Here is a 24,206-nt window from a genome sequence, read left to right as displayed (position 1 = left end):
CAGCGGCCGTTTTACGTTACATCGTGCGAATCAGGTCAACACCACTGCGCCATGTTTCTGCAGCTTGCGACGGCGAGCCACAAACAAACCGGCCGCTACCACCAACAGGCTCAGGAAACCGGTGGCGAGAATCTCCACGCGATGCGCTTCCTGGAACAGCATGATGGTCAGGGCCACCACGATGAAGATGATCACCGCGTAAGTCAGGCCCGGAAACAGCCACATGCTGAAGGCAATTTTCTCACCGCGAGCCATACGCTGCTTGCGCATGCGCAGTTGCGAAAAGGCGATCACCAGGTAAACCAGCAACGCGATGGCGCCGGAGCTGGCCAGCAGGAATTCGAACACGGCAGCCGGGGCCACGTAGTTGGCGAACACCGCCAGGAAAGCCGCTGCCGTGGACAGGATAACGGCCCAATACGGCGTGCCACTTTTGTTGGTGCGCTGGGAAATGGCCGGTGCATCACCGCGCTTGCCCAAGGAGAACATCATGCGCGAGGCGGTGTACAACGCCGAGTTCAGGCAACTGGTCACAGCAACCAGAACCACGATGTCGACGATCAGCTTGGCATTCGGGATGCCCATGCGCTCAAGCACTGTCTGGTACGAACCCACCGCTGCCAGCACCGGGTCATTCCAAGGCACCAGGGCCACGACGATGAAGATCGACACGAGATAGAACAAGCCGATCCGCCAGATCACCGAATTTGTGGCCTTGGAAATCTGTTGACCTGGGTTCTTCGATTCCGCAGCCGCAATGGTCACGATCTCGGTACCCATGAAGGAGAACATCGTTGTCAGAATCGCGCCCAACACCGCGCCCATGCCATTCGGCAGGAAGCCCTGGGTGTCGAACAGGTGTGAAACGCCGCTGACCTGGCTATTCGGTAAAAAGCCAAAAATCGCCGCAACACCAAGGGCAATGAAACCGATGATCGCGATGACTTTGATCAGGGCGAACCAGAATTCGAATTCACCGTAATTTTTCACGCTGAACAGGTTAGTCACTGTCAGCAGCAGGGTGATGACCAGCGTAAACGCCCAGATCGCCACATTCGGGAACCAGGCATGCAGGATCGTCGCGGCAGCGTTCGCTTCCAGCGGAATCACCAACACCCAGAACCACCAGTACAGCCAGCCGATAGTGAAACCGGCCCAATGACCGATCGCGCGATCGGCATACGTAGAGAAGGAGCCCGTGTCTGGCGAAGCAACAGCCATCTCACCGAGCATGCGCATCACCAGCACCACCAGGGTACCGGCGGCGGCGTAGGCCAAAAGCACGGCAGGGCCGGCGGCAGCAATGGCGTGGCCGGAACCGACAAACAGCCCGGCGCCGATAACCCCGGCGATCGACAGCATGGTCACATGACGCGGTTTGAGCCCCTGTTCGAGGCCATTGGAGCTTGGGGTACTGCTCATTGAAACTACCTTTGTAAGGAGAAGCGATTACGTCCACCCCGCCGTGGCATTCCTTCTCGTAAAAAGAAACCAACAGGGCGTTCCGTATTCTGCACGCAATAATTGCGCCAAAATGTAACAAAGTCCTCAACCACGGGGCCTGTGGAGTGACCGGACAGTCATCGCAAGTTGTTGAGATTAATGGCAATTCGCCAGAGCGTTACCCTCCGACCCACTTTGAGAACGAATCAGCGCACCAGAAACACACTAAATAATTGCTGGTCGCACGATAAAAGTGCGGATCCGGAACGTTTGTCCGATCAATGCTTCCAACACCCCGTCAAAGCTGGCAACATCGCGCCCTTTTTTGGGACAGCTGCCGCGTTTTTTATCGACAGGCCGGGTTCAAACGGCTGTTCGGTTGATAGCAGCGCGACAGTCTGCTGTACCGATGCGACAACCTGCCACACGACATCCGTTTACCGCCCGTAGCGCTGTTGGCTGCCATTCAGACGCTATGCTAGCTTGGCCGCCTCGCCAGGAAGGCCGCCAACAGCAGGAGCAACACACTATGAGGAACGCACATGGCTGAGGCCGCGCCCGCGCTTGAAATCCGCAACTTGCACAAACGCTACGGTTCGCTGGAGGTGCTCAAAGGTATCTCGCTGACCGCCCGCGACGGCGATGTGATCTCGATCCTCGGTTCCTCCGGTTCCGGCAAGTCCACGTTCCTGCGTTGCATCAACCTGCTGGAAAACCCGCATCAGGGACAGATCCTGGTGGCCGGCGAAGAACTCAAGCTCAAAGCCGCCAAGAACGGCGAACTGGTTGCCGCTGACGGCAAGCAGATCAACCGCCTGCGCAGCGAGATTGGTTTTGTGTTTCAAAACTTTAATCTCTGGCCGCACATGAGCGTGCTCGACAACATCATCGAAGCCCCGCGCCGCGTGCTCGGCCAGAGTAAAGCCGAGGCCATCGAAGTCGCCGAAGCCTTGCTGGCCAAGGTCGGCATTGCCGAAAAGCGCCACGCCTACCCGGCAGAACTGTCCGGTGGCCAGCAGCAGCGCGCGGCAATTGCCCGCACGCTGGCGATGCAACCCAAGGTGATTCTGTTCGACGAACCCACCTCCGCCCTTGACCCGGAAATGGTCCAGGAAGTACTTAATGTCATCCGCGCATTGGCCGAGGAAGGCCGCACCATGTTGCTGGTTACCCACGAAATGGGCTTCGCCCGTCAAGTGTCCAGCGAAGTGGTGTTCCTTCACCAGGGCCTGGTAGAAGAGCAAGGATCGCCACAGCAGGTGTTCGAAAACCCGCTTTCGGCGCGCTGCAAACAATTCATGTCCAGCAACCGCTAACGGAGCTACCCGCATGCAGAACTACAAAAAGGTCTTCCTGGCTGCCGCCGTCACCCTGGCGTTCAGCGCCGGTGCCATGGCCGAAACCCTGAAGATGGGCATCGAAGCGGCCTACCCGCCGTTTAACAACAAAGATGCCAGCGGCAACGTTGTCGGCTTCGACAAGGAAATCGGCGACGCTCTGTGCGCCAAGATGAAAGTCGATTGCACCGTGGTCACGTCCGATTGGGACGGCATCATCCCGGCCCTGAACGCCAAGAAGTTCGACTTCCTGATTTCGTCGATGTCGATCACCGACGAGCGTAAGCAAGCCGTCGACTTCACCGACCCGTACTACTCCAACAAGCTGCAGTTCATCGCCAAGAAAGACGCTGACTTCAAAACCGACAAGGCTTCCCTGCAGGGCAAAGTGATCGGCGCACAACGTGCGACCCTCGCTGGCACCTGGATGGAAGACAACATGGAAGGCGTTGAAGTCAAACTGTACGACACCCAGGAAAACGCTTACCTGGACCTGACCTCCGGTCGTCTGGACGGCATCCTGGCGGACAAATACGTCAACTACGAATGGCTGAAAAGCGACGCCGGCCGCAGTTACGAGTTCAAAGGCGATCCGGTGGAAGAAAGCGACAAGATCGGTATTGCTGTGCGTAAAAACGATCCGATTCGCGAGAAGCTGAACGTCGCACTGAAAGAAATCGTGGCTGACGGCACCTACAAGAAGATCAACGACAAGTACTTCCCGTTCAGCATCTATTGATCCTGACCTGCCGGACCGACGCCGCCCTCTGACGGCGCCGGTCCCGGCCTTGCCTGCCGCGATTTGAAAAGAAATCCATGATTATCGACCTCTACGGATTTGGCCCGGCGCTCGCCGCTGGCGCGCTGATGACTGTGAAACTGGCACTCTCGGCCCTGTGCCTGGGGCTGGTACTCGGTCTGCTCGGCGCCTTGGCCAAGACTTCCCCGTACAAGCCGTTGCAATGGCTTGGCGGTACTTATTCGACCCTGGTGCGCGGCATCCCGGAATTGCTCTGGGTGCTGTTGATCTACTTCGGTACGGTCAACCTGATGCGCGCGCTGGGCGAGTTCTTCGGCAACCCCGACCTTGAACTCAACGCATTCGCCGCCGGTGTAATTGCCCTTGGGCTGTGCTTTGGCGCCTACGCCACGGAAGTATTTCGCGGCGCCATCCTGGCGATCCCCAAAGGTCACCGCGAAGCTGGCGTGGCCTTGGGTCTGTCGAAATGGCGCATCTTCACCAAGCTGATCATGCCGCAGATGTGGCGCATCGCCCTGCCAGGTCTTGGCAACCTGTTCATGATCCTGATGAAAGACACCGCACTGGTCTCGGTCATCGGCCTGGAAGAAATCATGCGTCACGCGCAAATCGGCGTGACCGTGTCCAAGCAGCCGTTCACCTTCTATATGGTGGCCGCGTTCATGTACCTGGGCCTGACGATTCTCGCCATGACCGGCATGCACTTTATGGAACGACGCGCCAGTCGCGGCTTCGCAAGGAGCACCCAATGAACTGGGAAGTCATCATCAAGTGGCTGCCGAAGCTGGCCCAAGGTGCCACCCTGACCCTGGAACTGGTCGCCATCGCTGTCATTGCCGGATTGCTGCTGGCGATTCCGCTGGGCATCGCGCGCTCGTCGCGCCACTGGTACGTGCGCGCATTTCCCTACGCCTACATCTTCTTTTTCCGCGGCACGCCGTTGCTGGTTCAACTGTTCCTGGTCTACTACGGGCTGGCGCAGTTCGATGCCGTGCGCAACAGCTCGATGTGGCCGTACCTGCGCGATCCGTTCTGGTGCGCCACCGCCACCATGACCCTGCACACGGCGGCATACATCGCCGAGATCCTGCGCGGCTCGATCCAGGCGATTCCAAAGGGTGAAATCGAAGCTGCCCGGGCGCTGGGCATGTCCCGCGCCAAAGCGATGTTCTACATCATCCTGCCCCGTGCGGCGCGTATCGGCCTGCCGGCCTACAGCAACGAAGTGATCTTGATGCTCAAGGCCAGCGCCCTGGCCAGCACCGTGACCCTGCTGGAACTGACCGGCATGGCCCGCACCATCATTGCCCGAACGTACTTGCCGGTGGAGATCTTCTTCGCCGCAGGCATGTTCTACCTGCTGATGGCTTACGTGCTGGTTCGCGGCTTCAAGCTGCTGGAGCGCTGGCTGCGCGTCGATGCCTGCCAAGGGCGCTGATCGCGAAGTGCTGACGGGCGAGGAGCTACTCGCCCGTTTCACGGTGCTGGATGCTTTTCTGATCGAGCATCAAGCGCTATGGAAGCCCCGACCGTTTACCCATCTTGAGCTTCCCTGGGAAACGTCCTACCCCGAACTCGCGCATTGGCTACGCGGGCGCTCCCTGGACGAAGCGGAACACGTACACAACCACCCCGCTCTTCTCGATGCCCCCGAGCCGTTCGCCTCCCTGGCCGCGAAGTCGCTGGAACTGAGCGCCGTGGCCGAATTGCCTACTCGGGCATTGGCAGAAGCCAGCCATCGGCTGAACGTCGATGTACCCGGTCGTAAATGGCAGCAAATCGAAGCGTTCGCCAGTCGATTAACGTTCGCGCAAACGCCCGTGCATTGGCTGGACTGGTGCTCGGGCAAAGGCCATCTGGGACGACGCCTGCTGCAAGCCGGGCAACAACTCACTTGCCTGGAATACGACCCGGCACTGGTCGCCAGCGGCCAGGCACTCAGCCAGCGTCATCAACTGCATGCGCTGCACGTTGAATGCGATGTACTCGACCCTGACACCTCGTCTCTACTTGATCAGTCCCACACACCCGTTGCGCTACACGCCTGCGGCGATCTGCACGTCAGGCTGATCCAGCTCGCCAGCGCGGTAGGCTGCAAACAATTGGCGGTCGCCCCGTGCTGCTATAACCGGATCAATCTTCCGACCTACAAGGCAATGTCCTCGGCGGCCATCCAATCCAGCCTGGTGCTTTCCCTCGACGATCTGTCATTGCCCGCCAGCGAAACCGTTACCGCCGGCATCCGCGTCCGCCGCCAGCGCGATACGTCCATGGCACGACGCTTGGCCTTCGACCTGTTGCAAAGACAAGTGCGCGGCGTTGATGAATACCTACCCGTGCCGTCACTGCCTGCTGTATGGCTGGATAAATCCTTCCCTGAATACTGCCATCATTTGGCCGCATTGAAGGAGTTATCCACAATGGGCCATCAGGATTGGTCCGCCCTCGAAGCCGCCGGTTGGCAGCGCCTGGCCCAGGTGCGCAACCTGGAGCTGTTGCGCGGACTTTTCCGACGGCCACTGGAGCTTTGGCTGGTACTCGATCGGGCACTTTTCCTTTTCGAGCAGGGCTACTCCGTCAGACTTGGAACCTTCTGCGAAAGCCCCCTCACACCGCGCAACTTCCTGCTGATCGGTGAACGCGCTTAACTTCCACAGCCTGTGGATAACTCTGTTGATGAAATAATCGTGGATCCAATATCTACAGCTGTTTCGGGGCTGAAACACCACTGTTCAATATTCGTACACATGAATAAAAAACCCGAAAAACAGTCATTTGCACTCAAATGAGAACGGGTCCACAAAAACAGTAATGAGCACCTGCACGAGACAAGCCAGTTGTGCATAAGCAATTGCTGAAAAGGACATAACCGCCGAATCCGGGACCTCGTCAGCAGGAAATTGCGCCCCACCCGCTACCCTTGCTATACAAGCAACCAGGCGCCGACATCGCAGCCAAAAAACAAGAAAACCAACTGGCAGGAGGCGACAGTGACGTTTATTTCCTACGCACAGAATTTCGAAGACATTCGCCTGTGGCGCGCGCTCAGAAACATAGAGAGCGGCTTCTACATCGACATCGGCGCCAATGACCCTGCCCATGACTCCGTGACCAAAGCCTTCTACGACAATGGCTGGACCGGCATCAATGTCGAGCCAATGCCCAATTACTACGAAGCCCTTTGCGAGCAGCGCCCCAAAGACATCAACCTGCAATGCGTAGCCGGTGAAAACGCGCAAGACCTGACCTTCTACGGCATCGCCGGCACCGGCCTGTCGACCCTGGAACCGGCCATGGCGCAACTGCACAAAGATGCCGGCATGGACGTTCGAACCCACACCGTGAAATCCCGCACGTTGTCGTCCATTTGCGAAGAACACACACATGGCCGGCCGATCCACTTTTTGAAAATAGACGTTGAAGGCCACGAAGAAACCGTGCTGCGCGGCATGGACTTCACCCAATGGCGACCGTGGATCATCCTCATCGAAACGCCCTGGGAGCGAAACCAGACCTGGGAAACCCTCGTCACCGACGCCGGCTACCACTCCATCCTGTTCGACGGCATCAACACCTACTACCTCGCCGACGAACACCTGAACCTCAAACCCGCCTTCGACATCCCGCCCTGCAACCTGGACAACTTCCAGTTATGCCGTGGCCACAAATTCAGCCACCCCGTCAGCGACGCCGAACACCACCTCGCCGCCGCTCTGGCACGCGCCGAACAGGCCGAAGCGCAGCTGCACGCCATCCAAAACAGCCGCGCCTGGAAAGCCCTGCATAAACTCAAGAAAGCACTGCGCCGAGCCTGACATGAAGCATGTGCAAAAATAGTCTGAATTCAGGGGTTTACAGAACCAATCCAATCGCTATAATCGTCGCCCAACACGCCGGTATAGCTCAGTTGGTAGAGCAACTGACTTGTAATCAGTAGGTCCCGGGTTCGACTCCTGGTGCCGGCACCATACAAAACGAAGCCCCTGCAGAAATGCAGGGGCTTTGTTGTTTCTGGAACGCCAATTTCTCACCCACACACCAAAACCTGTGGGAGCGGGCTTGGTCTGGGCGGCATTCCGACGATGAGGCCATCAAATCCACCAAAGAATTCCGACCAAAAACACTAGTCTGCCTTTCCCAAGACACCTAGAACAACCCAACCTCAACCAAACAGTACCTTTTGCCAATGATCCTCACCCACAATGGCAATCGAAGCCCCCGCCTCCCGTAACTCCACAGCCTTCATGATCTTCGTCCCGTAAGTGCTATGGCGCCACTGCTCATTACCCACGCTACCCACCACCAGATAATGCACCTTCTTACTCACACCACCCCCAATCAAACCACCTCGTTCCTCGACCAGCGCCTGACAATCCTTACGCGGCCCAAAGGCCATGACTCCCGTAAAGACAAACGTCCGGTTGTCCCACACCAAATCAGGGATTGGTGAATTGAAAGGAAGGTCCGTAGGTGCGACAGCAATCGCATTGCCGGCCTTAGGTCTCTCAATTGAAACGCCAGAAAAGCCACGCAGAATGTTGAGCAGCTCTAAGGACTCATCCTTGTCCAGAGCATTGTCCTGAAGCATGCACGCCAGACGCGAATACAGCAGGTTGATGACCGGATCGTTCAGATGCGCGAGATTGTTTTCCAGCCATTGCTTTAGGAAAACGGCTTCGGCAGTGTTCACAGTACCGTCAGCCGCAATCCCGGCGGCCAAACCTACCAAGGCATCGGCGGCGCGTCGGTCGATGCGGGAACGGTGGAAGAATTTACTGCTTTCGAACTCTTGGTGTAGATCCATTACGGGTTTTCCTTGGGGTGGGGCTGGTTTGATTCCGAAGCATTAGCGGGTAAATGTTGTGTTCAAAGCTAGCATCGCCGCGCGCAGACACCCCTTTTTTATACGGAAATAGATCCGTCCGCTTTCCCTTCAGGCTGATCATGAACTGGTGGAGTCGGAATCTGGAGGCCAACCGGCAAGAGCATGTCAATCCACACGAATTCGCCAACCAGATTGGCGTTAACGTTACTCGGATGAAGGCGAAGTCTGGCATTGGCGCAGAAAGGAAGAATTGACATGGATATCTCAACCGCACAAAGCATCAAGCTCGCCATCGTGTCGGCAACCGGGCTGTCAAAAGACGCGCTGCATATCTATGTGGGCATGGTGGTCTATTTAACGTTGCTCGTCGGCACCCGACGATTCAGGCCATACATGGGCTGGCTGTTTGTTTTCATCATTGCGTGTGCTGGGGAGTGGGTAGATCGGCGAGACGATATTGGAAGCTTCGGATACTGGCGTTGGCAGGCAAGCGCTCACGACATTCTCAACACGTTGTTTTGGCCAACGGTGCTGACACTGCTTTGGCTTTTAAAGTGCCGCAGTAAAGCAAGCGTACATCCGTAAGACTCTCGCAATCTGCTCTGCCACGCAGGTCCATCCAAACATGGCTGCAAAGCCGCTCTGTTTGGATAGACCGCACTTAAAAAATCCAAAGCCCACGCAACTGTCTGTGGAAAACCACAGATTTCCACCGGTGGATAATTTCATCCACAGCCGCAGAACTCCCGAAGGACAACCCTCACAGGTCGCAGGGGCCTTGATCCCTGATAAAACTCAGCACTCTTGGCGGGATGACGTGAGGAAGGTTTGAAACGTTTTGGCTTCGAGAAGAGTTTGATCATGGCATTGGTAGGCAGACGGGATGGGCGGAATTTTGGCTATGGCCGGCAATTGAGCTATGCGGGGCCGCAAGGCCAGGACCGCGAACAAGTGAAGCGGATCGTAGAGGTGCTTTGCGAAAACCAGCAGCCGCGCGCTGCGGCCATCGCTCAGTTAGCGCGAGCCACCGGTATGCGCTTGCGCGAGGCGATTTTGGCCGACCTTCTTCGTCTAAAACGTGAAGCCAAGCAATTCTGAAAGATCAACATCCAGGAGAGGTTTACCATTCGTATCCGGCTCTGAATTACTTACAGACCGACAATGTGCTGACATCTAAAAAATCCCGAATTCGATTCCACCGAACGCCATAACTAGCTGATTTATAATTACTAGTTGGGGTACGCCGCATTTTCCAGCGAATTCCAGGCGCCCGAAAAACCTAGTCTGGCCGAAACATACCATTTGTCTGGTGCCGCACCATACAAAATGAAGCCCTAGCAGAAATGCGAGGGCTTTGTTGTTTCTGGGGTTTGGAAACTCCCCCTAGAACCTGTCACATTGCTGCGCGGACACTCGTCAACGTCCGTCAGGATCGAAAGCTGCTTGCTCCGCTATTGCAGCGGAACATACACATCAGTTTGCCATTGATCCTGCGGTGTCTCGGGATAGGCGCTCAGGTAATGAAAGAACAGCGGCTGGTCACGAAGCTCCTCTCCACTGGCCGGAAGCCAATCGCGGAAAATCGGATAGATCGTTTCGCCGATGTGATCCGGTGACCCCGCGTGTCGCACCACGACGCAGCGACCGCCAGGAATGACGATCTCGTGCACACCGAACTCATTCGACGCCACGGCCTCATGAATCTCGCCGCAGATTGCGAAGCGGAATTCTTGTGGAGGTGTTGTATCGGGGTTGCCATAGGGAATGCCAAAGGTGCGACTCGATGCCACCGGCGATTGTCCGCTCTGCATACGCCACTCGATGAACTTGCAAACGGTCTCATTGACGAGCCCGGCGGGTCCGCAGTGCTCAAGCGTTGCTACTCTGACTTCAGGGAATTCCACGATTCGTACTTGCATGATGATAGTCCTGGAAAAGTGAGGGATTGCAAATACCGTACTCCAGACCTGCCAGTTCGGTTCCTTCCCGAACGCACTCGGCGTCATACCGAACGCCCGCCTGAACGCCCTGCAAAATGCCTCGGGACTTTCAAAGCCGGCACCGAGTGCGGCGTCCAGTACCGAGTGATCAGCGAGGGAGGCCAGGCGATGTGCCGCGCGTCGTAGTCGCATCAGTTGCACATAACGCGAGACAGGCACTCCTACGAACGCGGTGAATTGCCGATGGAAGTGAAACGCCGAAAAGTTCGCCACATGGCTCAACGTCTTCACCGACAGGTCACCTTCGAGATTGGCATCAATGTAGGCGAGTACGGTGTTGAAGCGTTTTGTGTAAGCGAAGTTGGTCGGCATGTCAGACACTGGGAAAAGCTCCGGGAAGTACGGTCGGCAATAGAGTCGACTATAACGGCGTGAACGCGCCTAGCCGCGTTTGCTCAGCCGGGCGCGCATCGCGGCTACTTGGTCATCGGTGGCGAATTTAGCTTGATCTGTCTCATCTACTGCCAACTCGATCTTTGCAGCCAGAACAGTCTCCTGCTCGATGTAGTCCCGAAGAACGTTTATCGCCAAGTCAGACACACTTTGTCCAGTCGCCTTCGCCAGATCGGCAAGAGCGTTTGAAAGGTCTTCCGGCAGGTTCAGAGATATCCCGGTCATGGCAGCCTCGATAGTGAACGTTTGTTGGATATCCTAAACCGCCAAGCGCCTACTTGAATGGGCAGGTACTCACGAGATGCTTCATGTTGTTTTTTGATCTCAAAGGGGTCAGGTCTACTTTCACTGATTCGGCGCTACGCGACACTCAATCCATAATCTGGAAAATCAAAAAAAGTAGGAAGGTTCGTTATTAGTCGGCGGAAATGTTCGCCGAATTTCTCAAATGACATATCCACCGCGTGATTAGCGCAGTTTGTTTAATCCCGTCACCCGTCACTTCCAGAAAGCTACAAAACCTTGCGGCATTGCTTACAGATACTCCAGAATCCCCCGGCTTGTGCGGCTATACCCCCGAGTTCTATCGTTGACCTGCCACTGCTCATCAGTGGTCGGGCTTAGCGGCTCGCGGTATTTCGCTTGTACGTGCATCCATCCCAAAGGTGTTCTACATACCTGCGGTTTGATGGTGGCTGTACGCAGGGCGCCTTCGGGCGCACCGGCTTTGCGAAGTTCCCCGGTCCGCTAACCTGCGTGCAGCTGCCACCCTTTTCTCTTAGCGGAAGAAAAGGCTTGGCACCCTTTATGGAACTTTGAAATGCGCAAGCTGACCCCCGATCCCCCGAATACCAGCAAAACCTCCGAGCCCGAAAACCCCAAATCTGAAACGCCCGAACAAGCCACCCACTGCGACTGCAATGAACGACACGCCTGCGTCGCCAATATAAAAGCCACCCCGCGCACACCTTCTACGATGTACACAGTCAACCCGGATATCGACGTCCAAACCCTTTTAGGATGTGTGAGCGAGTCACTGGCATCCGCCAGCGTCATCACCATGGATGTTGCAGACCGTGAGACCGGGACAAGTCGCAACTCTCTGCTGGGTGTTCACCAGATCCTGATGGTTGCAGAACTCTCAGTGAATCGGGCGCTAGACCAACTCGACCCTATTGAATAAAACGCAGCAAATAAAAGCGACGGCTCTCTTTTCAACCATCCAAAGCAAAGTCCTCGCAAAACGACGAGGGCTTCGCAGTCCCTCACCCACACCCACAGAACAGTTCCACCGCTTTTCTGCATATCACAGTGCCATCACCACCCAATTCCGAAGTATCATGCCCAGGGAAGCCTCGCCCCACCCAAAGGCCTTCCCCGCTTCACCCGATACGTCGCACGCTGAGCGACACCAAAGACACGGATGTGTCACGGCGTCATGCCTGTACTTATATGGATATTCCCGACATGGGCTTTCGCCTCGCAAAAAATCTCATTCCTCTGCCTGGAGCCGTGCTTGACGCATGCCGCTCGGGCTTCTGCTTGCCTGTAAATCCATGGAAGTTGCCAGATGCTTTTGAATCGTGTCTTGAGACCCACTGCGCTCGCCGTTGCGATTGCTGTTGGCCTTAGTGGTTGCGCGCACGTCGATGAATACATGGGTCAGTCCTCGGGGACGAGTGCATGTGTTGCCGGTGGCGCTGTCGGTGCCGTGTTGGGTGTGGCCGTTGCTGCCTTGAGCAAAGGTGACGCCAACGCCTATACCAAAGGCGCGCTGATCGGCGCGGGGGCGGGTTGCGGCATTGCGCTGCTGTACCGCGATCGCGTGCAGAAGCTGCAGGCAGTGGCTAAAGAAGAAGGCCTGGTGATGCAGGTCAACGAGTTGAATGCCAACGTCGCCGCCACGCCTACTGCCGCGCCAAGCATGCAAGCCGTTGGTGTTGAAGCGCAGGTGCAGTCTTCCGAAATGTTTGCCGTGGGGTCGGCGGAGCTGACTCCCGATGGCCGGCGGAAACTGACTCGCCTGGCTGCCACGTTAGCCGACAAGCAACCGGGCAAAGCGCCACAAGCGCCTCAGACGCTGAAGAAAATCCTGGTGGTTGGGCATACCGACGCGACAGGTGCTGCTGAATTCAACCAGAAACTCTCCGAGCAACGCGCTCGCGCGGTAGGCCAGATCCTGGCCGATGCGGGCATCGCTCGTCAGGACATCTACTACCAGGGCGCCGGTGCGTCCCGCCCGCTCGCCAGCAACGCCACGGAACAAGGTCGTACCGAGAACCGTCGTGTGGAGTTTGTCGAAGTCGACAACGAAAAACTGCTGGTCGAGCGCGTCCGCAGTGAGCGCAGCAACGCCAAGTACCTGGCTCACGGCACAGCCCCCGTGACTTCGGCCAAACCCGCGGTGGCTAAAGCGCCAACCACCAAGAAGCCTGTGGTCGTCGCCAGCAAGAAACCTGCGGTAGACGCACAGGAACCGGTTGCTCAGATACCTGAAACAAAAACACCTGCCTCCGTTACCTCGCCTGTTGTTTTGCTGGACGGCAAGGGCGGTGTCGATTTCGGCGGCAGTGCTGTCACCAACACGCGCTCGGTGCTGGCGATGGGGATTACGCCGAAAAGCTCACCGTTCGCACTGATCGGCACGGCTAACGCTGCGGCCCCGTTGAGCTCGTGCGTTGCTGATCTGCCCCGCATCGAGGGCCAGGTGAAAAGCCTGGCCGATGACAAGCCGCTGAACGAGTTCGCCACCAACGAGTTCTTTCCGGGTCTGACCGGCAAGCCGTGGGCGACAGCGGTCAATGGGCACTCCGTCACCGTCGGCCCGATCGCTGTGTTGCGTGATGACGCCAAAGTCGCTCAAGCGCCAAAAATGCAGTTCATCACGGACTACGCCACACCGCAGAAGAAGCAAAGCCAGGCCTACGCCTCCGTTGCTAACACCTACGAAGGTGAGACCCAGATCTTGTACCGCGTGTTTGCTGTCGACCAGAACAAGTCGCCGGTGACGTGCATGGACATCGTTTTCGACAAGCGCGCCGGTAGCGCGGTCGCAGGCGAAATATATTACCCGAAACAGGGTGACGCTTACGTCGCTCAGTTCACACCCAAGCGCCGTTAAGCCTAGAGGTACACACAATGCTCGAAATCGCCCGTTCATTTTTCACGGCGTACTGGTACGTGATCATCCCGGTGATCTTTACCGTCCTGCTATCCATCCCGGTGATTGTTTACTGGTCGTCCTTTAAATACTGGCTGATGAAGGTCCGCATTCGACTGCCGGTATTTGGCCGCATCAGACACTGGGTCAAGCATCCTGGCGAAAAAGAAAAGCCAAGCGAAAACAACACCCGACCTATCGGTTTTCTTTCGTCCGAACGTGAATTGTGCTCGTTCTACGACAAGTACTACCGGGACCACCAGCCTTCGGAAGCCAACTTCCGGCGCTGTCAGAATTACCTCGGCAAGGTCCAGGAAGCGGGTCGCAAGGAGAAAGGCCTGGGCCTTTGGGCACTGATTATTGTGTTGATGCTGATCGAGGCCACGGCGTTCGGTTTCGCACTGGCACCGTTCGCCCTGACGCTGGCCACACCGAATACCGCGTTGGCGGGTGCGTTTGCGATCGGTCTGGTGATCTCGATTATTGGTTTGTTCCTGTCCGAGTTCGCCGGGCGCGCGCTGTACAAGAACCACATGGTCGACAACATCATGTCGTATGAAAACCTGCGCCGTAAGGGTGCTGGTGGCGACATGATCAGCACTCACATCATCACCATCGACAACACCAATGACGATGACGGTGACGCGCCTTATCAGCAGATGCTGAACCGCGTGAAAGTGGATAAAAACGGCGACATGCCAGCCAAGCGTTACACCATGCTGATTGGCTATGGCATTTTCATTGTTGGTTTGGCGGTCGCTGCGTTCTGGGTCCGGACCGAAACACTCAACGCCCAAGAGTCTGACCTGATCGCCAACCCGCCTGCGCAGGTCCAGTCGGCTGACGACTTCCCGGCAGCGGACGGCGTACCGATCCCCGATGACATGCAAGCCCTGTCCGACAGTGCTGCCGGCAAATCGGCCCAGGATCAGATTGATGCGTTGCACCGCGCATCCCTCGTGACCTTTGCCGTATTGAGTGGCCTGTTTATCTTCATCCAGGCGAGCTCGACCTACCTGGCGTTCATCTTCGGCTTTGCCGGCACACATTCACGCAAAGCCTGGGAACGGACACACAAATTCTCCAGCGCCGACGACTTCATGCGCTACCACGCCAGCAAGGCGCGCGATGTTGCCAACGATGCACAAGCCTCCTTGGGCATGCTTCAAGGTTTGCAGATGAAAGTATTCCGGGTTGGTGGCAGCGATCTGGAAGCGCTGCGTTCGGATCTGCTGAACCGTACCTTCGAATCGTACATCGCTCAGGAAGACAACAAAGCCAGGGGCAAGAAGAGCCGCGACGTCATCGAGACCTACTTCAAGAAACTCATGGCCGACCTGTCTGCCGCCATTGAAGCGGGCGACAACGCCAAGATCAACGAACTGATCTCGGTCGCCACCCCGCGCTTTAATCAAATCGACGACAACGACCCTACGCTGGCAGATTTCAAAACGCAGTTCGCCAGCCTGAGCATCTTCCACACCAAACCGACGGCTGCACCTGCACCAGCACCAGCACCAGCACCAGTCGTTACACGGGTCGAAGCATCCGTCATCGAAGTGGCCGTTGCCGTTGAACCCGCTCCAGTTCCTGTTCCAGCTCCAGCTCCAGCTCCTGCCCCAATCGTCGCCCCGACCCAGGCAGCAGCCTTCGATCACAACGCCTTCGGTGATCTGACCGGTTACGAAGAAGACGACATCGACTACGTTGCCAGCAAAAAAGGCGTGGACGCTGCGACCATCCGCCGTGCCCGCAAACTCCAGTTGCTCGATAAGTCGGAGGCCTGATGAAGTTCAAGAGCCTGATCCTGGCTCTGGCATTTGCCCCCGCTGCCCTCATGGCAGCGGAGCGCAACGACGTGCCGAGCTGCTACGCCCAAGCCAAGATCGAAGCGTTTCGCAGCGCGCCCTCCGGCCGCATGCTGACCGTCGTCGTGGACCAGACAACACCCTTGACCCCCGACCTGCAAAAGACCGCCTGGGGCCACATCAAGCGTTTCATGCAACCGGGTGACAAGCTGCGCCTGTACTCATTCAGCGCTTACCTGGAAGGCCATTACACGCGCCTGCAATTCGCTGGCGAGCTTGAGAAGCCCATCGACCCTGCGGTGCTGGGCGATGTGCCGATGATGGCCAGCCGCAAGTTCGATGGTTGCCTGAAAGGCCAGTCCGCGGCACTGTTTCAGCGGTTCGGAAAAGCCTTTTCCAGTGCGATGGGTAAATCGAGTTCGGACATTCCCCGCAGTGAAATCCTGTTCAGCCTGAAGTCGATCGGTGACGACATCAAGACCGCTGAAGGTGTCAACGAGCAGGTCATTTTGCTCATGTCCGACATGCTGGAATACAGCGATTTCGGCAGCTTCTACACCAACAACGGGATTCGTGAAATCAACCCCGGCGTCGAACTGGCCAAGGTCGAAAAGCAGAACCTGCTGGCCGATTTTTCCGGGGCTCGGGTCTACGTTCACGGGGCGGCATTTGTGCCGACCCAGATCAAGAACGGCTACCGCAGCGGCAAGATGATCCAGAACCTGGAAGGCTTTTGGCGTCTCTATTTTGAGAAGTCGAACGCGCAACTCAAAGGGTTCGGCAACCCTGAGTTGACCATCGCAGTCGAGTGATTGATGGGCCGCCCAAGGGCGGCCTTTTCATTGCACCTGTTTCACCCTAACGCCCGGCGCACCACCGAATTGGAGCAAAACCTCTACCCCTTGTAGGAGCTGTCGAGTGAAACGAGGCTGCGATCTTTTGATCTTGTTTTAAAGAAAAGATCAAAAGATCGCAGCCTCGTTTCACTCGACAGCTCCTACAGGTACCGGGTTGTTCCGGGAGCGAATGTAATAAGGAGCGAACATGAGTCTCTGGGGCGACCTGAAACAGAAAGCCATAGATGCCAACCCTGAACTGGCCTCCAAGGCCGCACAGGCCCTGAACAAAGCCAAGGATCTGGCGATTGAAGCCGGCCAGAAGGCCGCGCCGGTGTTGAAAGAGGCCGGCGAGAAAGCTGCTGCCTACGCCCAGGAAAAGACGCCTATCGTGAAGGCTCAAGCCTTGAAGGCGATCGATGACGCAAAGATCCGTCGGGCCGAACTTCAGGTGCAAGCAAAGAACGATAAAGCGGCACGTGATGAAATGATCCGCACGATGTATGACATCAGCCTGTCTCCCGAGGATGAGTTGTTCATCGATGAACCGTTCAACCATTACGGGCGTCAGTTCAACTTTTTCATCATCACCGGTGAAGTACTGGACAGCCAAAAGCGCAACCAGGTGCATCTGCATGCCGGTCACTCTCATAGTTCTGGTGGTGGGTACATCAGCAATGGCAGCGGTTACGTTGGCGGCGGTTCATCATCGTCTTACGTCAGTAGCCGTAATGTCGAAGAACACGAGTTTTGGGTCAGGCTGCAAGACGGTAAAGAGTCCTGCTTTCAGTTCGCCGACAAGAACGTTCGCATACGCGAAGGCCAGATGATTTCAATGCTCTTCATGCGGCCGGCTGATAACGATACCGGGCAAATGGTCTCGCTCTACAACCACAACGCTGCCCAGTACCACATCATTTTTTCCCCGGCGCAGATCAACCAGATGTTCAACCTCTATACGGTTGAGCCCGGGTTCTTCAACAAGAACGAGGTGTTGACGACGCGTAGCCGACTTCTGCTCGCGCTTGATCAGCGGCTGGAACAACTAAAGGGCTACATTGCCCGGTATGAAAAGCCCGTCATGATGATCCAGGCGCAAGAACGCCAGGAATAACTCACAAGGTACGTTCCACAAAAAAGCCCTCGATATCAGGCGAGGGCTTTGTCGTTTTCAGCGGTAGGAAAGGCAGCCCGTAGTGCCCAGCGCATTGCCCACCAGGTTCAATTAGAGAATATCTGCCCTTTTTCTTAACTTAAACGGCCTGCAGATCTCGCAACACTTCGGGGTGCTGACTTGCAACACGCAACAACGTCTGCGCCGCTCCCGTAGGTTGACGTCTCCCTTGCTCCCAATCTTGCAGCGTCCGCAAACTGACTCCAATCAGCTTTGCAAAAGCGCTCTGAGATACGCCTACTTTGGCTCTCGCTTCAGCAGCCGCAGACAATGGAACCTCTGTCACACGAGCCGCCTTGCCAGTTTTCATTTGACGCACAGAGTCCAGCAAGTCCCGCTGGAATTGCTCCAGTTCATTGACCATTGCCGATTTCCTCCTTCAGTTGCTTAAGGAAGGCCACGGGTAAGTTGTCCAATTTTGCCTTTGTGTAGGCGATCAACAACCAGATAGAACCTTCGGAAAGCATGTTGTAGTAAATGACACGTGTACCACCACGTTTGCCCATACCGCTTCGGGACCAACGTACCTTGCGCAAGCCACCGCTGGCCAGGAATCACATCGCCTGCCAACGGGTTCGCCGCCAGCCAGATAATAAATTCATGACGCTCAACGTCGTCCCAGATGGACTCAGCATAACGCTTGAAGATTTCGGTTTCGATAATCGTGAACATGCGCCGACTATACGGCTTTGCCGTACAGCTGAGCAATACTCTTTCGTCCGATACCGCCAGCATTCTGCGATCCATTTACGTGTCGCTACTAACGACATGTTGGCAACACATGTTCTCGAAATGCGATTTCGGCGACATGACACATTCAAACGACAATGGAGCGTCATGAAACAAAAAACCCCGAACCAGTCGGGGTTTTCTTCAAGCTGAAAGACTCAAATCAGCATCAGAAGATGTTGATCGGGTAATCCACGAACACACGCACTTCGTTACCGCTGACGTTGTACTCACTCGATTTCTGCGAAACACGCAGGATCGAGCTGCGCAGTTTCACGCTGAGGTCTTTGGCCGGGCCGCTTTGTACGACGTATTTGAACTGGTTGAAGATTTCGCGCTCGGTACCGCCTTCGCTGGTGGAAGTGGTGATGTTGTCGCCGCGCACGTAGGCAAAGTTGTAGCTCAGGCCAGGCACGCCGAAGCTGCCGAAATCGAGGCCGTAGCCCAGCTGCCAGCTGCGTTCGTCTTCAGCGTTGAAGTCGGACCAGTAGGAGTTCGCCAGGTAGATGGTATTGCCGCCATCGCCGACGCGACCTTGATCCTTCTGATAGCCGCCGTAGGCATAGCCCAGGTTGCTGTCGCCGGTGCTGCGCTGGTGAGCGAGGGTGAACGAGTGCGGGCCGGTGGCGAAGGTAGCTGCCAGGCTCCAGATCTTGTTGTCGTCGCCGGTGGCGCCACTTTCGCGGACGTAGGAATCGTCCAGCTTGGTGCGGTAGCCGTTGAAGTCCAGGGTCAGGGACTGATCTTTATCGATCGGGAATACGTAGTTGGCGTTGAGGTACTGTTTCTTCAACACGTCTTCAACGTCGGACGCGTAAACGGCCGCTTTGAATTGTTCGGTGAACTGGTAGCTACCACCCAACACATTGATCGACTTCAAGCCACCACTGTCACGGCCTTCAGCGCTTTTGCGCGATTCAGCGGTGAAGCGACCGGCGTTCAGCTCCAGGCCTTTGATCTCCTTGGAGGTGATCAGGGTGCCGGTGTAGCTTTCTGGCAGCAGGCGGGAGTTGTCGTAGTTCAGAACCGGCAGGGCCGGCATCTGGTCGCCGTAGGTCAGCGTGGTGCTGGACAGACGGAATTTGACCGCTGCGCCGCCCTTCGACAGGTCATCAGCCGCGTTGCCGCTGTCACCCTGTTTGAAGAAGTCGATACCACCGGCGCCGCTGCGGCCTTTGCCGCCATCCAGACGCAGTGCGTACAGACCAAAGGCGTCCACACCCACACCGACGGTGCCTTGGGTGAAGCCGGACGAGAACGTACCGATCGCCGCTTGGCCCCACTCGGCTTTGTCCGGATTGCCGTCTTTGTAATCACGATTGATGTAGGCGTTGCGCAACAGCACTTTGAGGCTGCTGTCTTCGACAAAACCCTTGGATTCGGCCTGGTCGTTAGCCATGGCCTGTGTAGCACTCAACATCCCCAGAGCGATCAGGCTGATTCGCTTATTCAACATTTTGTTCTTTTCCTTATTACCGGTTGATACGCACTGTGCCGGACGGCTGAAACGGCGCTATTGCGCTCTTTTTTCACCGCAAAATAAAAAGGCCCGCCCACGAGAAATCGAGGCGGGCCTTTTATTATTTTGTGAGTCATGGCGGTTGGCCACAGGCGTTGGGGCGAATCCTATCCGCGCGCTTAACAATGTGTCAATTTCAAGAATCGTCTGTAAATAGGCGAAAAAAATCTAAAGAATCATCTGTGTATCGATTTTGACATGATTAGAAACAATCAAAGCGGGGAACTTTTCAGGAATAATTAACGGAAGTAAATAGCAAGCATTATCATTCGCGCCCTTCACAAGAAAAATCCTACAACCCCTACGGACGCGCCCCTTCAAATGCCTGCCCCATTTCGTCTTGTGCCCTTCAGTTTTGGGCTCTCTGCTGTGCTTTCTGCCGGTTTTTCCTACGCTGCGCCCACCACATTGCCGGCAACGTCGATCAGCGCCGAAACTGAAGCCGACGATCCACGCGTGAAAGAAACCAGTACCGCAACCCGCACAGCGACGCCGGTTCGCTATGTGCCGCAAGCCATTGATTCGGTCAAAACCTCGAACGTAATGGATTACGGCACCAACGATTTGGGCACGGCACTCAGCGGTATGCCGAACGTTAGCAGCGGCGCCGACACGCGCTTCGATAGCCTGCGCATCCGTGGGTTTGACGCCAGCAACGACTTTTATCTCGACGGTATTCGTGACGACAGCCAGTACGTGCGCGACTTGCACAACATCGAACGCATCGAAGTCCTCAAGGGCCCCGCAGCCGTTTTGTATGGCCGTGGCAGCCAGGGCGGGATCGTCAACCGCGTCAGCAAGCTACCGGAATTTGGTCGTCGCTCAACCATTGAAGCCCAAGGCGGTAGCGAAGATTTGCGCAGCCTGTATGCCGACTTGAGCACCGATCCGAGCGAGAACATCAGCCTGCGCCTGAACATGGGCAACATGGATGAAAACAGCTTCCGCGATGGTGTCAGCGGCAACCGACAGTTGTTCGCGCCGTCGATGAGCTGGCAGCTCACGCCGGACTTGAACTGGCTGGTGCAGTACGAGTACAGCCGCTACAACCGCACCCCGGATCGCGGCATCCCCGGTGTGAACGGGCGCCCGGCGGATGTGGGGCGCGACACAACCTACGGCAACGATCACGATTTCATCGACGATAAATCGCAATCCCTGCGCTCCAAACTCAGCTATGAACTCAGCGACAACTGGCAGCTGCGCCACACCTTGGGCGTGTTCAAGCTCAACAGTGATTTCGATAACACCTACCAGACCGGATTCAACCCGACGACCAACCAGGTGCTGCGCCAGCACTGGCAGCAGGACCTGACCACTCGCAACGTCTTCAACAACGTCGAGATGGAAGGCGGTTTCGACACCTTCGGCCTGGAGCATCGCCTGCTGACCGGTATCGAAATCGGCAGCCAGCGCCGCGACCCGACGCTGTATAACGCCGCCACTTCGGGGCCAGGCAGTTCACCGGTGCCCTCTGTGGATTTGTACAACCCCAATCGTGATTTGCGCCACACCGGACGCATGCAGGTGTCGAGCGACAACCACACCGAAGTCGAAAGTCGCGCCATCTATGTTCAGGATCAGTTGCGCCTGAACGATCAATGGCAAGTCCTGGCCGGTCTGCGCTACGACACCTTCGACATCGAGTCGACCAACCAGATACGCAATATTTCCGAAGACCGTGACAGCCACAGCACCAGCCCCCGTGTCGGCGTGGTCTGGACACCGCTGCAGAATCACTCCTTCTACGCCTCTTGGACCAAGACCTTTTCGCCTGTCGGCGGTGGCTTGATCGGCATCACGCCAGGGGCCGCCGGCAATAGCAACGACCTGAGCCCGGAGCTGACCAAGCAGAAAGAAATCGGGGTGAAAAGCGATTGGCTCGACGACCGCCTGAGCACCACATTGGCGATCTACGAACTGGAACTCTACAACCGGCGCACCAGCGATCCACTGGACCCGACCATTACCCTGCTGACCGGCAAGCAACGCTCCCGCGGGATCGAATTGACCGGTACGGGCAAGATCGTGGGTAACTGGTATGTGCGCGGTGGCGTCGGTCTACAGGATGCAACGGTGGAGGAAGACAACAACGGCTTTGAGGGCAAGCGCATCAGTGATGTGGCCAAACACAACGGCAGTCTGTTTCTGACCTGGAAACCGGAGATGGGCTGGTATGCGGAAACGGGCCTGACGCTGGTGGGCGATCGTTACGCCGACAACCTCAACACCGTGGTATTGCCAGGTTATGGCCGTTGGGATGCGTTGGCAGGGTTCCGCCAGAAAGACTGGGATTTGCGAGCAGCGCTGAACAACATCACGGACAAAGGCTATTACGAGTCGGCGACCAGCCAGTTCCAGATTCAACCGGGAGCACCGCGCAGCCTGGTGGTGACCGGGACGTACAGCTTCTAAACATCACCCACAAACCTTGTAGCAGCTGCCGAAGGCCGGGCCGCGAGCCCACGTAGAACCTGTAGGAGCTGTCGAGTGAAACGAGGCTGCGATCTTTTGATTTTGTTTTTAAGATCAAAAGATCGCAGCCTCGTTTCACTCGACAGCTCCTACAGGATTGGGGATCTCTTCATTAAATGCAGGCGAAAAAAAGCGCCGCCATCCCGGCAGCGCTTTACCAATCCGTTGTTTTCCTTCTTATCCTTCCATCACATCCCACAACGCTTCCAGTTCCGCTTCGCTGAACAAACCAGCGGGGTAGCGCTCGATCATCATCCGGCGCGGATCAGGTTCCCTGATCTGACGCGTTCCATTGGATTTCAACCAGTGCGCCAGGATCTGGAGCGATTCGTTATTGACTGCCAGGGGATGCAACGCCTGCTCGCTCACTACATTCACTTCGGCGTTCATTTCCGCGCTCTCTCCTGGGTGTGTGAGCGGCTAACTTATCCAAGGTTTATGACAGAACAGCACAGTTCTCCCCTCCCTGTTTAACGCCATGACCGATACAAGAGCTGTGCCAATCTGTCCGAGCTGTCGACAAGCGGATACAAAAAAGCCCGCGGTCCTGATGGATCGCGGGCTTCTCGTAAAGTACGAGGGGAAAACCGTGGGTCAGAATTTTTTCTGAACCAACTCAACCTGTTACAACTGCACTCACTCTTTGTGCGGCGCTGGTTGTTGTTGGGTAAGGCAGTGGATATTGCCGCCGCCCAGTAACAGTTCACGACCCGGTACCATGACAATTTCATGCTGCGGGAACAGGTTCTGCAAGATTTCCTTGGCGGGTCCATCCAATGGATCGTCGAAGCTCGGCGCGATGATGCCGCCATTGACGATCAGGAAATTCACGTAGGAACCGGCCAGGCGAACCGTAGGATTTCGCTCCTGTGTGCCGTCCACCGGATCAACGCCTGCGCACTCTTCCTCGGTCGCATACAACGGACCCGGGATCGGCATTTTGTGCACTGTGAACGGGCGACCTTTGGCATCGGTGCTGCTTTCCAGCACTTTCATCGCCGCCTGGCAGCGCGGGTAATTCGGGTCTTGCGGATCATCGGTCCAGGCCAACAGCACTTCACCCGGACGCACGTAGCAGCAGAAGTTATCCACATGGCCGTCGGTTTCGTCGTTGAACAAACCGTCCGGCAACCAGATGATTTTATCCACAGCCAGATTGGCGCTGAGCACTTCTTCGATGGCTGCGCGGTCCAGGTGAGGATTGCGATTGCGGTTGAGCAGGCATTCTTCAGTGGTGATCAGCGTACCTTCGCCATCGACGTGGATCGAACCGCCTTCGAGCACAAAGCCCTCGGTGCGATAGCGTGGGCTGCGCTCGATCTCGAGGATCTTGCCGCCGACCTGGGAGTCACGGTTCCACGGGGAGTACAGCCCGCCGTCGAAACCGCCCCACGAGTTGAAATCCCAATTCACGCCGCGGACTTCGCCGTTGTTATTGATGACAAACGTCGGACCGGTGTCCCGCACCCAGGCATCGTCGCTGGACATCTCGACGACACGAATATTGGGCACGTCGAGGCGGGCACGGGCGTTTTCGTATTGGCCGGCGGATACCGCCACGGTCACCGGTTCGAACCGGGCAATGGCCTTGGCCACTGCGACGTGGGCGGCTTGCGCCGGTTTGCCGCCCAGGCGCCAGTTATCAGGACGCTCCGGCCAGATCATCCAGGTTTGGGTTTGTGGCGCCCATTCGGCTGGCATGTGGAAGCCATCGGCGCGGGGCGTGCTGTTTAAAGTGGTCATGACG

At 56.7% G+C, this 24,206-nt stretch carries 21 protein-coding genes, 1 tRNA gene and 3 pseudogenes; 16 read left to right on the top strand and 9 right to left on the bottom strand.

What is annotated here, in order from left to right; all coding sequences use genetic code 11:
- Positions 1 to 30 precede the first annotated feature (30 nt).
- Positions 31 to 1,422 (bottom strand): GABA permease, encoded by a 1,392-nt coding sequence (gene gabP, locus ACA063_RS01350; protein WP_497664498.1) that lies wholly within the window; start codon positions 1,420 to 1,422, stop codon positions 31 to 33.
- Between the two features lie 563 nt (positions 1,423 to 1,985).
- Between gabP and ACA063_RS01345 the strand changes: the two genes are divergently transcribed.
- The 7 genes from ACA063_RS01345 to ACA063_RS01315 all read left to right on the top strand — a co-directional run bounded on the left by ACA063_RS01345 (position 1,986) and on the right by ACA063_RS01315 (position 7,508).
- On the top strand, positions 1,986 to 2,759 hold the full coding sequence (locus tag ACA063_RS01345) for an ABC transporter ATP-binding protein (protein WP_162436987.1): 774 nt from the start codon (positions 1,986 to 1,988) through the stop codon (positions 2,757 to 2,759).
- A gap of 13 nt (positions 2,760 to 2,772) precedes the next feature.
- Positions 2,773 to 3,519, top strand: a complete 747-nt coding sequence (locus tag ACA063_RS01340) for an ABC transporter substrate-binding protein (RefSeq protein ID WP_497664497.1) — start codon at positions 2,773 to 2,775, stop codon at positions 3,517 to 3,519.
- Positions 3,520 to 3,596: 77 nt separating this feature from the next.
- On the top strand, positions 3,597 to 4,292 hold the full coding sequence (locus ACA063_RS01335) for an ABC transporter permease (RefSeq protein ID WP_162436989.1): 696 nt from the start codon (positions 3,597 to 3,599) through the stop codon (positions 4,290 to 4,292).
- Complete coding sequence (locus ACA063_RS01330; protein WP_162436990.1) at positions 4,289 to 4,978, top strand: ABC transporter permease; 690 nt, start codon at positions 4,289 to 4,291, stop codon at positions 4,976 to 4,978. The genes ACA063_RS01335 and ACA063_RS01330 overlap by 4 nt, the downstream gene beginning before the upstream one ends.
- Positions 4,959 to 6,188, top strand: coding sequence for a methyltransferase (locus ACA063_RS01325; RefSeq protein ID WP_497664496.1), 1,230 nt, complete (start codon positions 4,959 to 4,961; stop codon positions 6,186 to 6,188). The genes ACA063_RS01330 and ACA063_RS01325 overlap by 20 nt, the downstream gene beginning before the upstream one ends.
- Positions 6,189 to 6,530: 342 nt before the next feature.
- Positions 6,531 to 7,355 carry an FkbM family methyltransferase gene (locus ACA063_RS01320; protein WP_497664495.1) on the top strand — a complete coding sequence of 275 codons (825 nt, stop codon included), beginning with the start codon at positions 6,531 to 6,533 and terminating at the stop codon, positions 7,353 to 7,355.
- A gap of 77 nt (positions 7,356 to 7,432) precedes the next feature.
- Positions 7,433 to 7,508 (top strand) — tRNA-Thr (locus tag ACA063_RS01315).
- 194 nt (positions 7,509 to 7,702) lie between these two features.
- Here the strand turns inward: ACA063_RS01315 and ACA063_RS01310 are convergent.
- Positions 7,703 to 8,344, bottom strand: a complete 642-nt coding sequence (locus ACA063_RS01310) for a BRCT domain-containing protein (protein WP_497664494.1) — start codon at positions 8,342 to 8,344, stop codon at positions 7,703 to 7,705.
- Between the two features lie 131 nt (positions 8,345 to 8,475).
- Between ACA063_RS01310 and ACA063_RS01305 the strand changes: the two are divergent.
- The 3 genes and pseudogenes from ACA063_RS01305 to ACA063_RS01295 form a co-directional block, all read left to right on the top strand.
- Positions 8,476 to 8,619, top strand: a pseudogene (locus ACA063_RS01305) (tyrosine-type recombinase/integrase); the annotation flags it as partial.
- Position 8,620: 1 nt separating this feature from the next.
- Complete coding sequence (locus ACA063_RS01300) at positions 8,621 to 8,950, top strand: hypothetical protein (RefSeq protein ID WP_497664493.1); 330 nt, start codon at positions 8,621 to 8,623, stop codon at positions 8,948 to 8,950.
- 342 nt (positions 8,951 to 9,292) lie between these two features.
- Positions 9,293 to 9,460: pseudogene (locus ACA063_RS01295) on the top strand (integrase domain-containing protein); the annotation flags it as partial.
- A gap of 356 nt (positions 9,461 to 9,816) precedes the next feature.
- Here ACA063_RS01295 and ACA063_RS01290 read toward each other — a convergent pair.
- Both ACA063_RS01290 and ACA063_RS01285 read right to left on the bottom strand, forming a co-directional pair.
- Positions 9,817 to 10,686 carry an AraC family transcriptional regulator gene (locus tag ACA063_RS01290; protein WP_497664492.1) on the bottom strand — a complete coding sequence of 290 codons (870 nt, stop codon included), beginning with the start codon at positions 10,684 to 10,686 and terminating at the stop codon, positions 9,817 to 9,819.
- A gap of 60 nt (positions 10,687 to 10,746) precedes the next feature.
- Complete coding sequence (locus tag ACA063_RS01285; protein WP_497664491.1) at positions 10,747 to 10,983, bottom strand: CopG family ribbon-helix-helix protein; 237 nt, start codon at positions 10,981 to 10,983, stop codon at positions 10,747 to 10,749.
- Positions 10,984 to 11,578: 595 nt separating this feature from the next.
- Here ACA063_RS01285 and ACA063_RS01280 point away from each other — a divergent pair.
- The 5 genes from ACA063_RS01280 (at position 11,579) to ACA063_RS01260 (ending at position 17,676) form a co-directional block, all read left to right on the top strand.
- Complete coding sequence (locus ACA063_RS01280; protein ID WP_497664490.1) at positions 11,579 to 11,941, top strand: DUF6124 family protein; 363 nt, start codon at positions 11,579 to 11,581, stop codon at positions 11,939 to 11,941.
- Positions 11,942 to 12,328: 387 nt separating this feature from the next.
- Positions 12,329 to 13,879, top strand: a complete 1,551-nt coding sequence (locus ACA063_RS01275) for an OmpA family protein (protein ID WP_497664489.1) — start codon at positions 12,329 to 12,331, stop codon at positions 13,877 to 13,879.
- Between the two features lie 17 nt (positions 13,880 to 13,896).
- Positions 13,897 to 15,705, top strand: coding sequence for a hypothetical protein (locus ACA063_RS01270; RefSeq protein ID WP_497664488.1), 1,809 nt, complete (start codon positions 13,897 to 13,899; stop codon positions 15,703 to 15,705).
- Entirely contained in the window at positions 15,705 to 16,538 is an 834-nt protein-coding gene (locus tag ACA063_RS01265) for a hypothetical protein (protein ID WP_247266882.1), read from the top strand. Before ACA063_RS01270 ends, ACA063_RS01265 begins: the two co-directional genes overlap by 1 nt.
- A 232-nt stretch (positions 16,539 to 16,770) precedes the next feature.
- On the top strand, positions 16,771 to 17,676 hold the full coding sequence (locus ACA063_RS01260) for a hypothetical protein (protein WP_497664487.1): 906 nt from the start codon (positions 16,771 to 16,773) through the stop codon (positions 17,674 to 17,676).
- Positions 17,677 to 17,815: 139 nt separating this feature from the next.
- Here the strand turns inward: ACA063_RS01260 and ACA063_RS01255 are convergent, their stop codons facing one another.
- The 3 genes and pseudogenes from ACA063_RS01255 to ACA063_RS01245 all read right to left on the bottom strand — a co-directional run bounded on the left by ACA063_RS01255 (position 17,816) and on the right by ACA063_RS01245 (position 19,921).
- Positions 17,816 to 18,100, bottom strand: a complete 285-nt coding sequence (locus ACA063_RS01255) for a helix-turn-helix domain-containing protein (protein ID WP_497664486.1) — start codon at positions 18,098 to 18,100, stop codon at positions 17,816 to 17,818.
- Positions 18,090 to 18,408, bottom strand: a pseudogene (locus ACA063_RS01250) (transcriptional regulator). Before ACA063_RS01250 ends, ACA063_RS01255 begins: the two are co-directional and overlap by 11 nt.
- A gap of 226 nt (positions 18,409 to 18,634) precedes the next feature.
- Entirely contained in the window at positions 18,635 to 19,921 is a 1,287-nt protein-coding gene (locus ACA063_RS01245) for an OprD family porin (RefSeq protein WP_162437004.1), read from the bottom strand.
- Positions 19,922 to 20,305: 384 nt separating this feature from the next.
- Between ACA063_RS01245 and ACA063_RS01240 the strand changes: the two genes are divergently transcribed.
- Positions 20,306 to 22,399, top strand: coding sequence for a TonB-dependent receptor (locus tag ACA063_RS01240; RefSeq protein ID WP_497664485.1), 2,094 nt, complete (start codon positions 20,306 to 20,308; stop codon positions 22,397 to 22,399).
- Between the two features lie 237 nt (positions 22,400 to 22,636).
- Here the strand turns inward: ACA063_RS01240 and ACA063_RS01235 are convergent, their stop codons facing one another.
- Positions 22,637 to 22,849 (bottom strand): hypothetical protein, encoded by a 213-nt coding sequence (locus ACA063_RS01235; RefSeq protein ID WP_162437006.1) that lies wholly within the window; start codon positions 22,847 to 22,849, stop codon positions 22,637 to 22,639.
- Between the two features lie 246 nt (positions 22,850 to 23,095).
- Positions 23,096 to 24,202, bottom strand: coding sequence for an agmatine deiminase (gene aguA / locus ACA063_RS01230; protein ID WP_497664484.1), 1,107 nt, complete (start codon positions 24,200 to 24,202; stop codon positions 23,096 to 23,098).
- Positions 24,203 to 24,206: the final 4 nt, after the last annotated feature.

It is taken from the genome of Pseudomonas sp. LBUM1643 (genome assembly GCF_059716215.1).
The sequence above is the reverse complement of the archived record's forward strand: the minus strand, read 5'-3'. Positions and strand labels throughout refer to the sequence as shown.

Excerpts from the sequence above, each read along its gene's own strand:
- gabP (WP_497664498.1), bottom strand. The coding sequence starts at position 1,422 with ATGAGCAGTACCCCAAGCTCCAATGGCCTCGAACAGGGGCTCAAACCG.
- ACA063_RS01345 (WP_162436987.1), top strand. The coding sequence starts at position 1,986 with ATGGCTGAGGCCGCGCCCGCGCTTGAAATCCGCAACTTGCACAAACGC.
- ACA063_RS01340 (WP_497664497.1), top strand. The coding sequence starts at position 2,773 with ATGCAGAACTACAAAAAGGTCTTCCTGGCTGCCGCCGTCACCCTGGCG.
- ACA063_RS01335 (WP_162436989.1), top strand. The coding sequence starts at position 3,597 with ATGATTATCGACCTCTACGGATTTGGCCCGGCGCTCGCCGCTGGCGCG.
- ACA063_RS01330 (WP_162436990.1), top strand. The coding sequence starts at position 4,289 with ATGAACTGGGAAGTCATCATCAAGTGGCTGCCGAAGCTGGCCCAAGGT.
- ACA063_RS01325 (WP_497664496.1), top strand. The coding sequence starts at position 4,959 with ATGCCTGCCAAGGGCGCTGATCGCGAAGTGCTGACGGGCGAGGAGCTA.
- ACA063_RS01310 (WP_497664494.1), bottom strand. The coding sequence starts at position 8,344 with ATGGATCTACACCAAGAGTTCGAAAGCAGTAAATTCTTCCACCGTTCC.
- ACA063_RS01300 (WP_497664493.1), top strand. The coding sequence starts at position 8,621 with ATGGATATCTCAACCGCACAAAGCATCAAGCTCGCCATCGTGTCGGCA.
- ACA063_RS01285 (WP_497664491.1), bottom strand. The coding sequence starts at position 10,983 with ATGACCGGGATATCTCTGAACCTGCCGGAAGACCTTTCAAACGCTCTT.
- ACA063_RS01280 (WP_497664490.1), top strand. The coding sequence starts at position 11,579 with ATGCGCAAGCTGACCCCCGATCCCCCGAATACCAGCAAAACCTCCGAG.
- ACA063_RS01275 (WP_497664489.1), top strand. The coding sequence starts at position 12,329 with ATGCTTTTGAATCGTGTCTTGAGACCCACTGCGCTCGCCGTTGCGATT.
- ACA063_RS01270 (WP_497664488.1), top strand. The coding sequence starts at position 13,897 with ATGCTCGAAATCGCCCGTTCATTTTTCACGGCGTACTGGTACGTGATC.
- ACA063_RS01265 (WP_247266882.1), top strand. The coding sequence starts at position 15,705 with ATGAAGTTCAAGAGCCTGATCCTGGCTCTGGCATTTGCCCCCGCTGCC.
- ACA063_RS01260 (WP_497664487.1), top strand. The coding sequence starts at position 16,771 with ATGAGTCTCTGGGGCGACCTGAAACAGAAAGCCATAGATGCCAACCCT.
- ACA063_RS01255 (WP_497664486.1), bottom strand. The coding sequence starts at position 18,100 with ATGGTCAATGAACTGGAGCAATTCCAGCGGGACTTGCTGGACTCTGTG.
- ACA063_RS01245 (WP_162437004.1), bottom strand. The coding sequence starts at position 19,921 with ATGTTGAATAAGCGAATCAGCCTGATCGCTCTGGGGATGTTGAGTGCT.
- ACA063_RS01240 (WP_497664485.1), top strand. The coding sequence starts at position 20,306 with ATGCCTGCCCCATTTCGTCTTGTGCCCTTCAGTTTTGGGCTCTCTGCT.
- ACA063_RS01235 (WP_162437006.1), bottom strand. The coding sequence starts at position 22,849 with ATGAACGCCGAAGTGAATGTAGTGAGCGAGCAGGCGTTGCATCCCCTG.
- aguA (WP_497664484.1), bottom strand. The coding sequence starts at position 24,202 with ATGACCACTTTAAACAGCACGCCCCGCGCCGATGGCTTCCACATGCCA.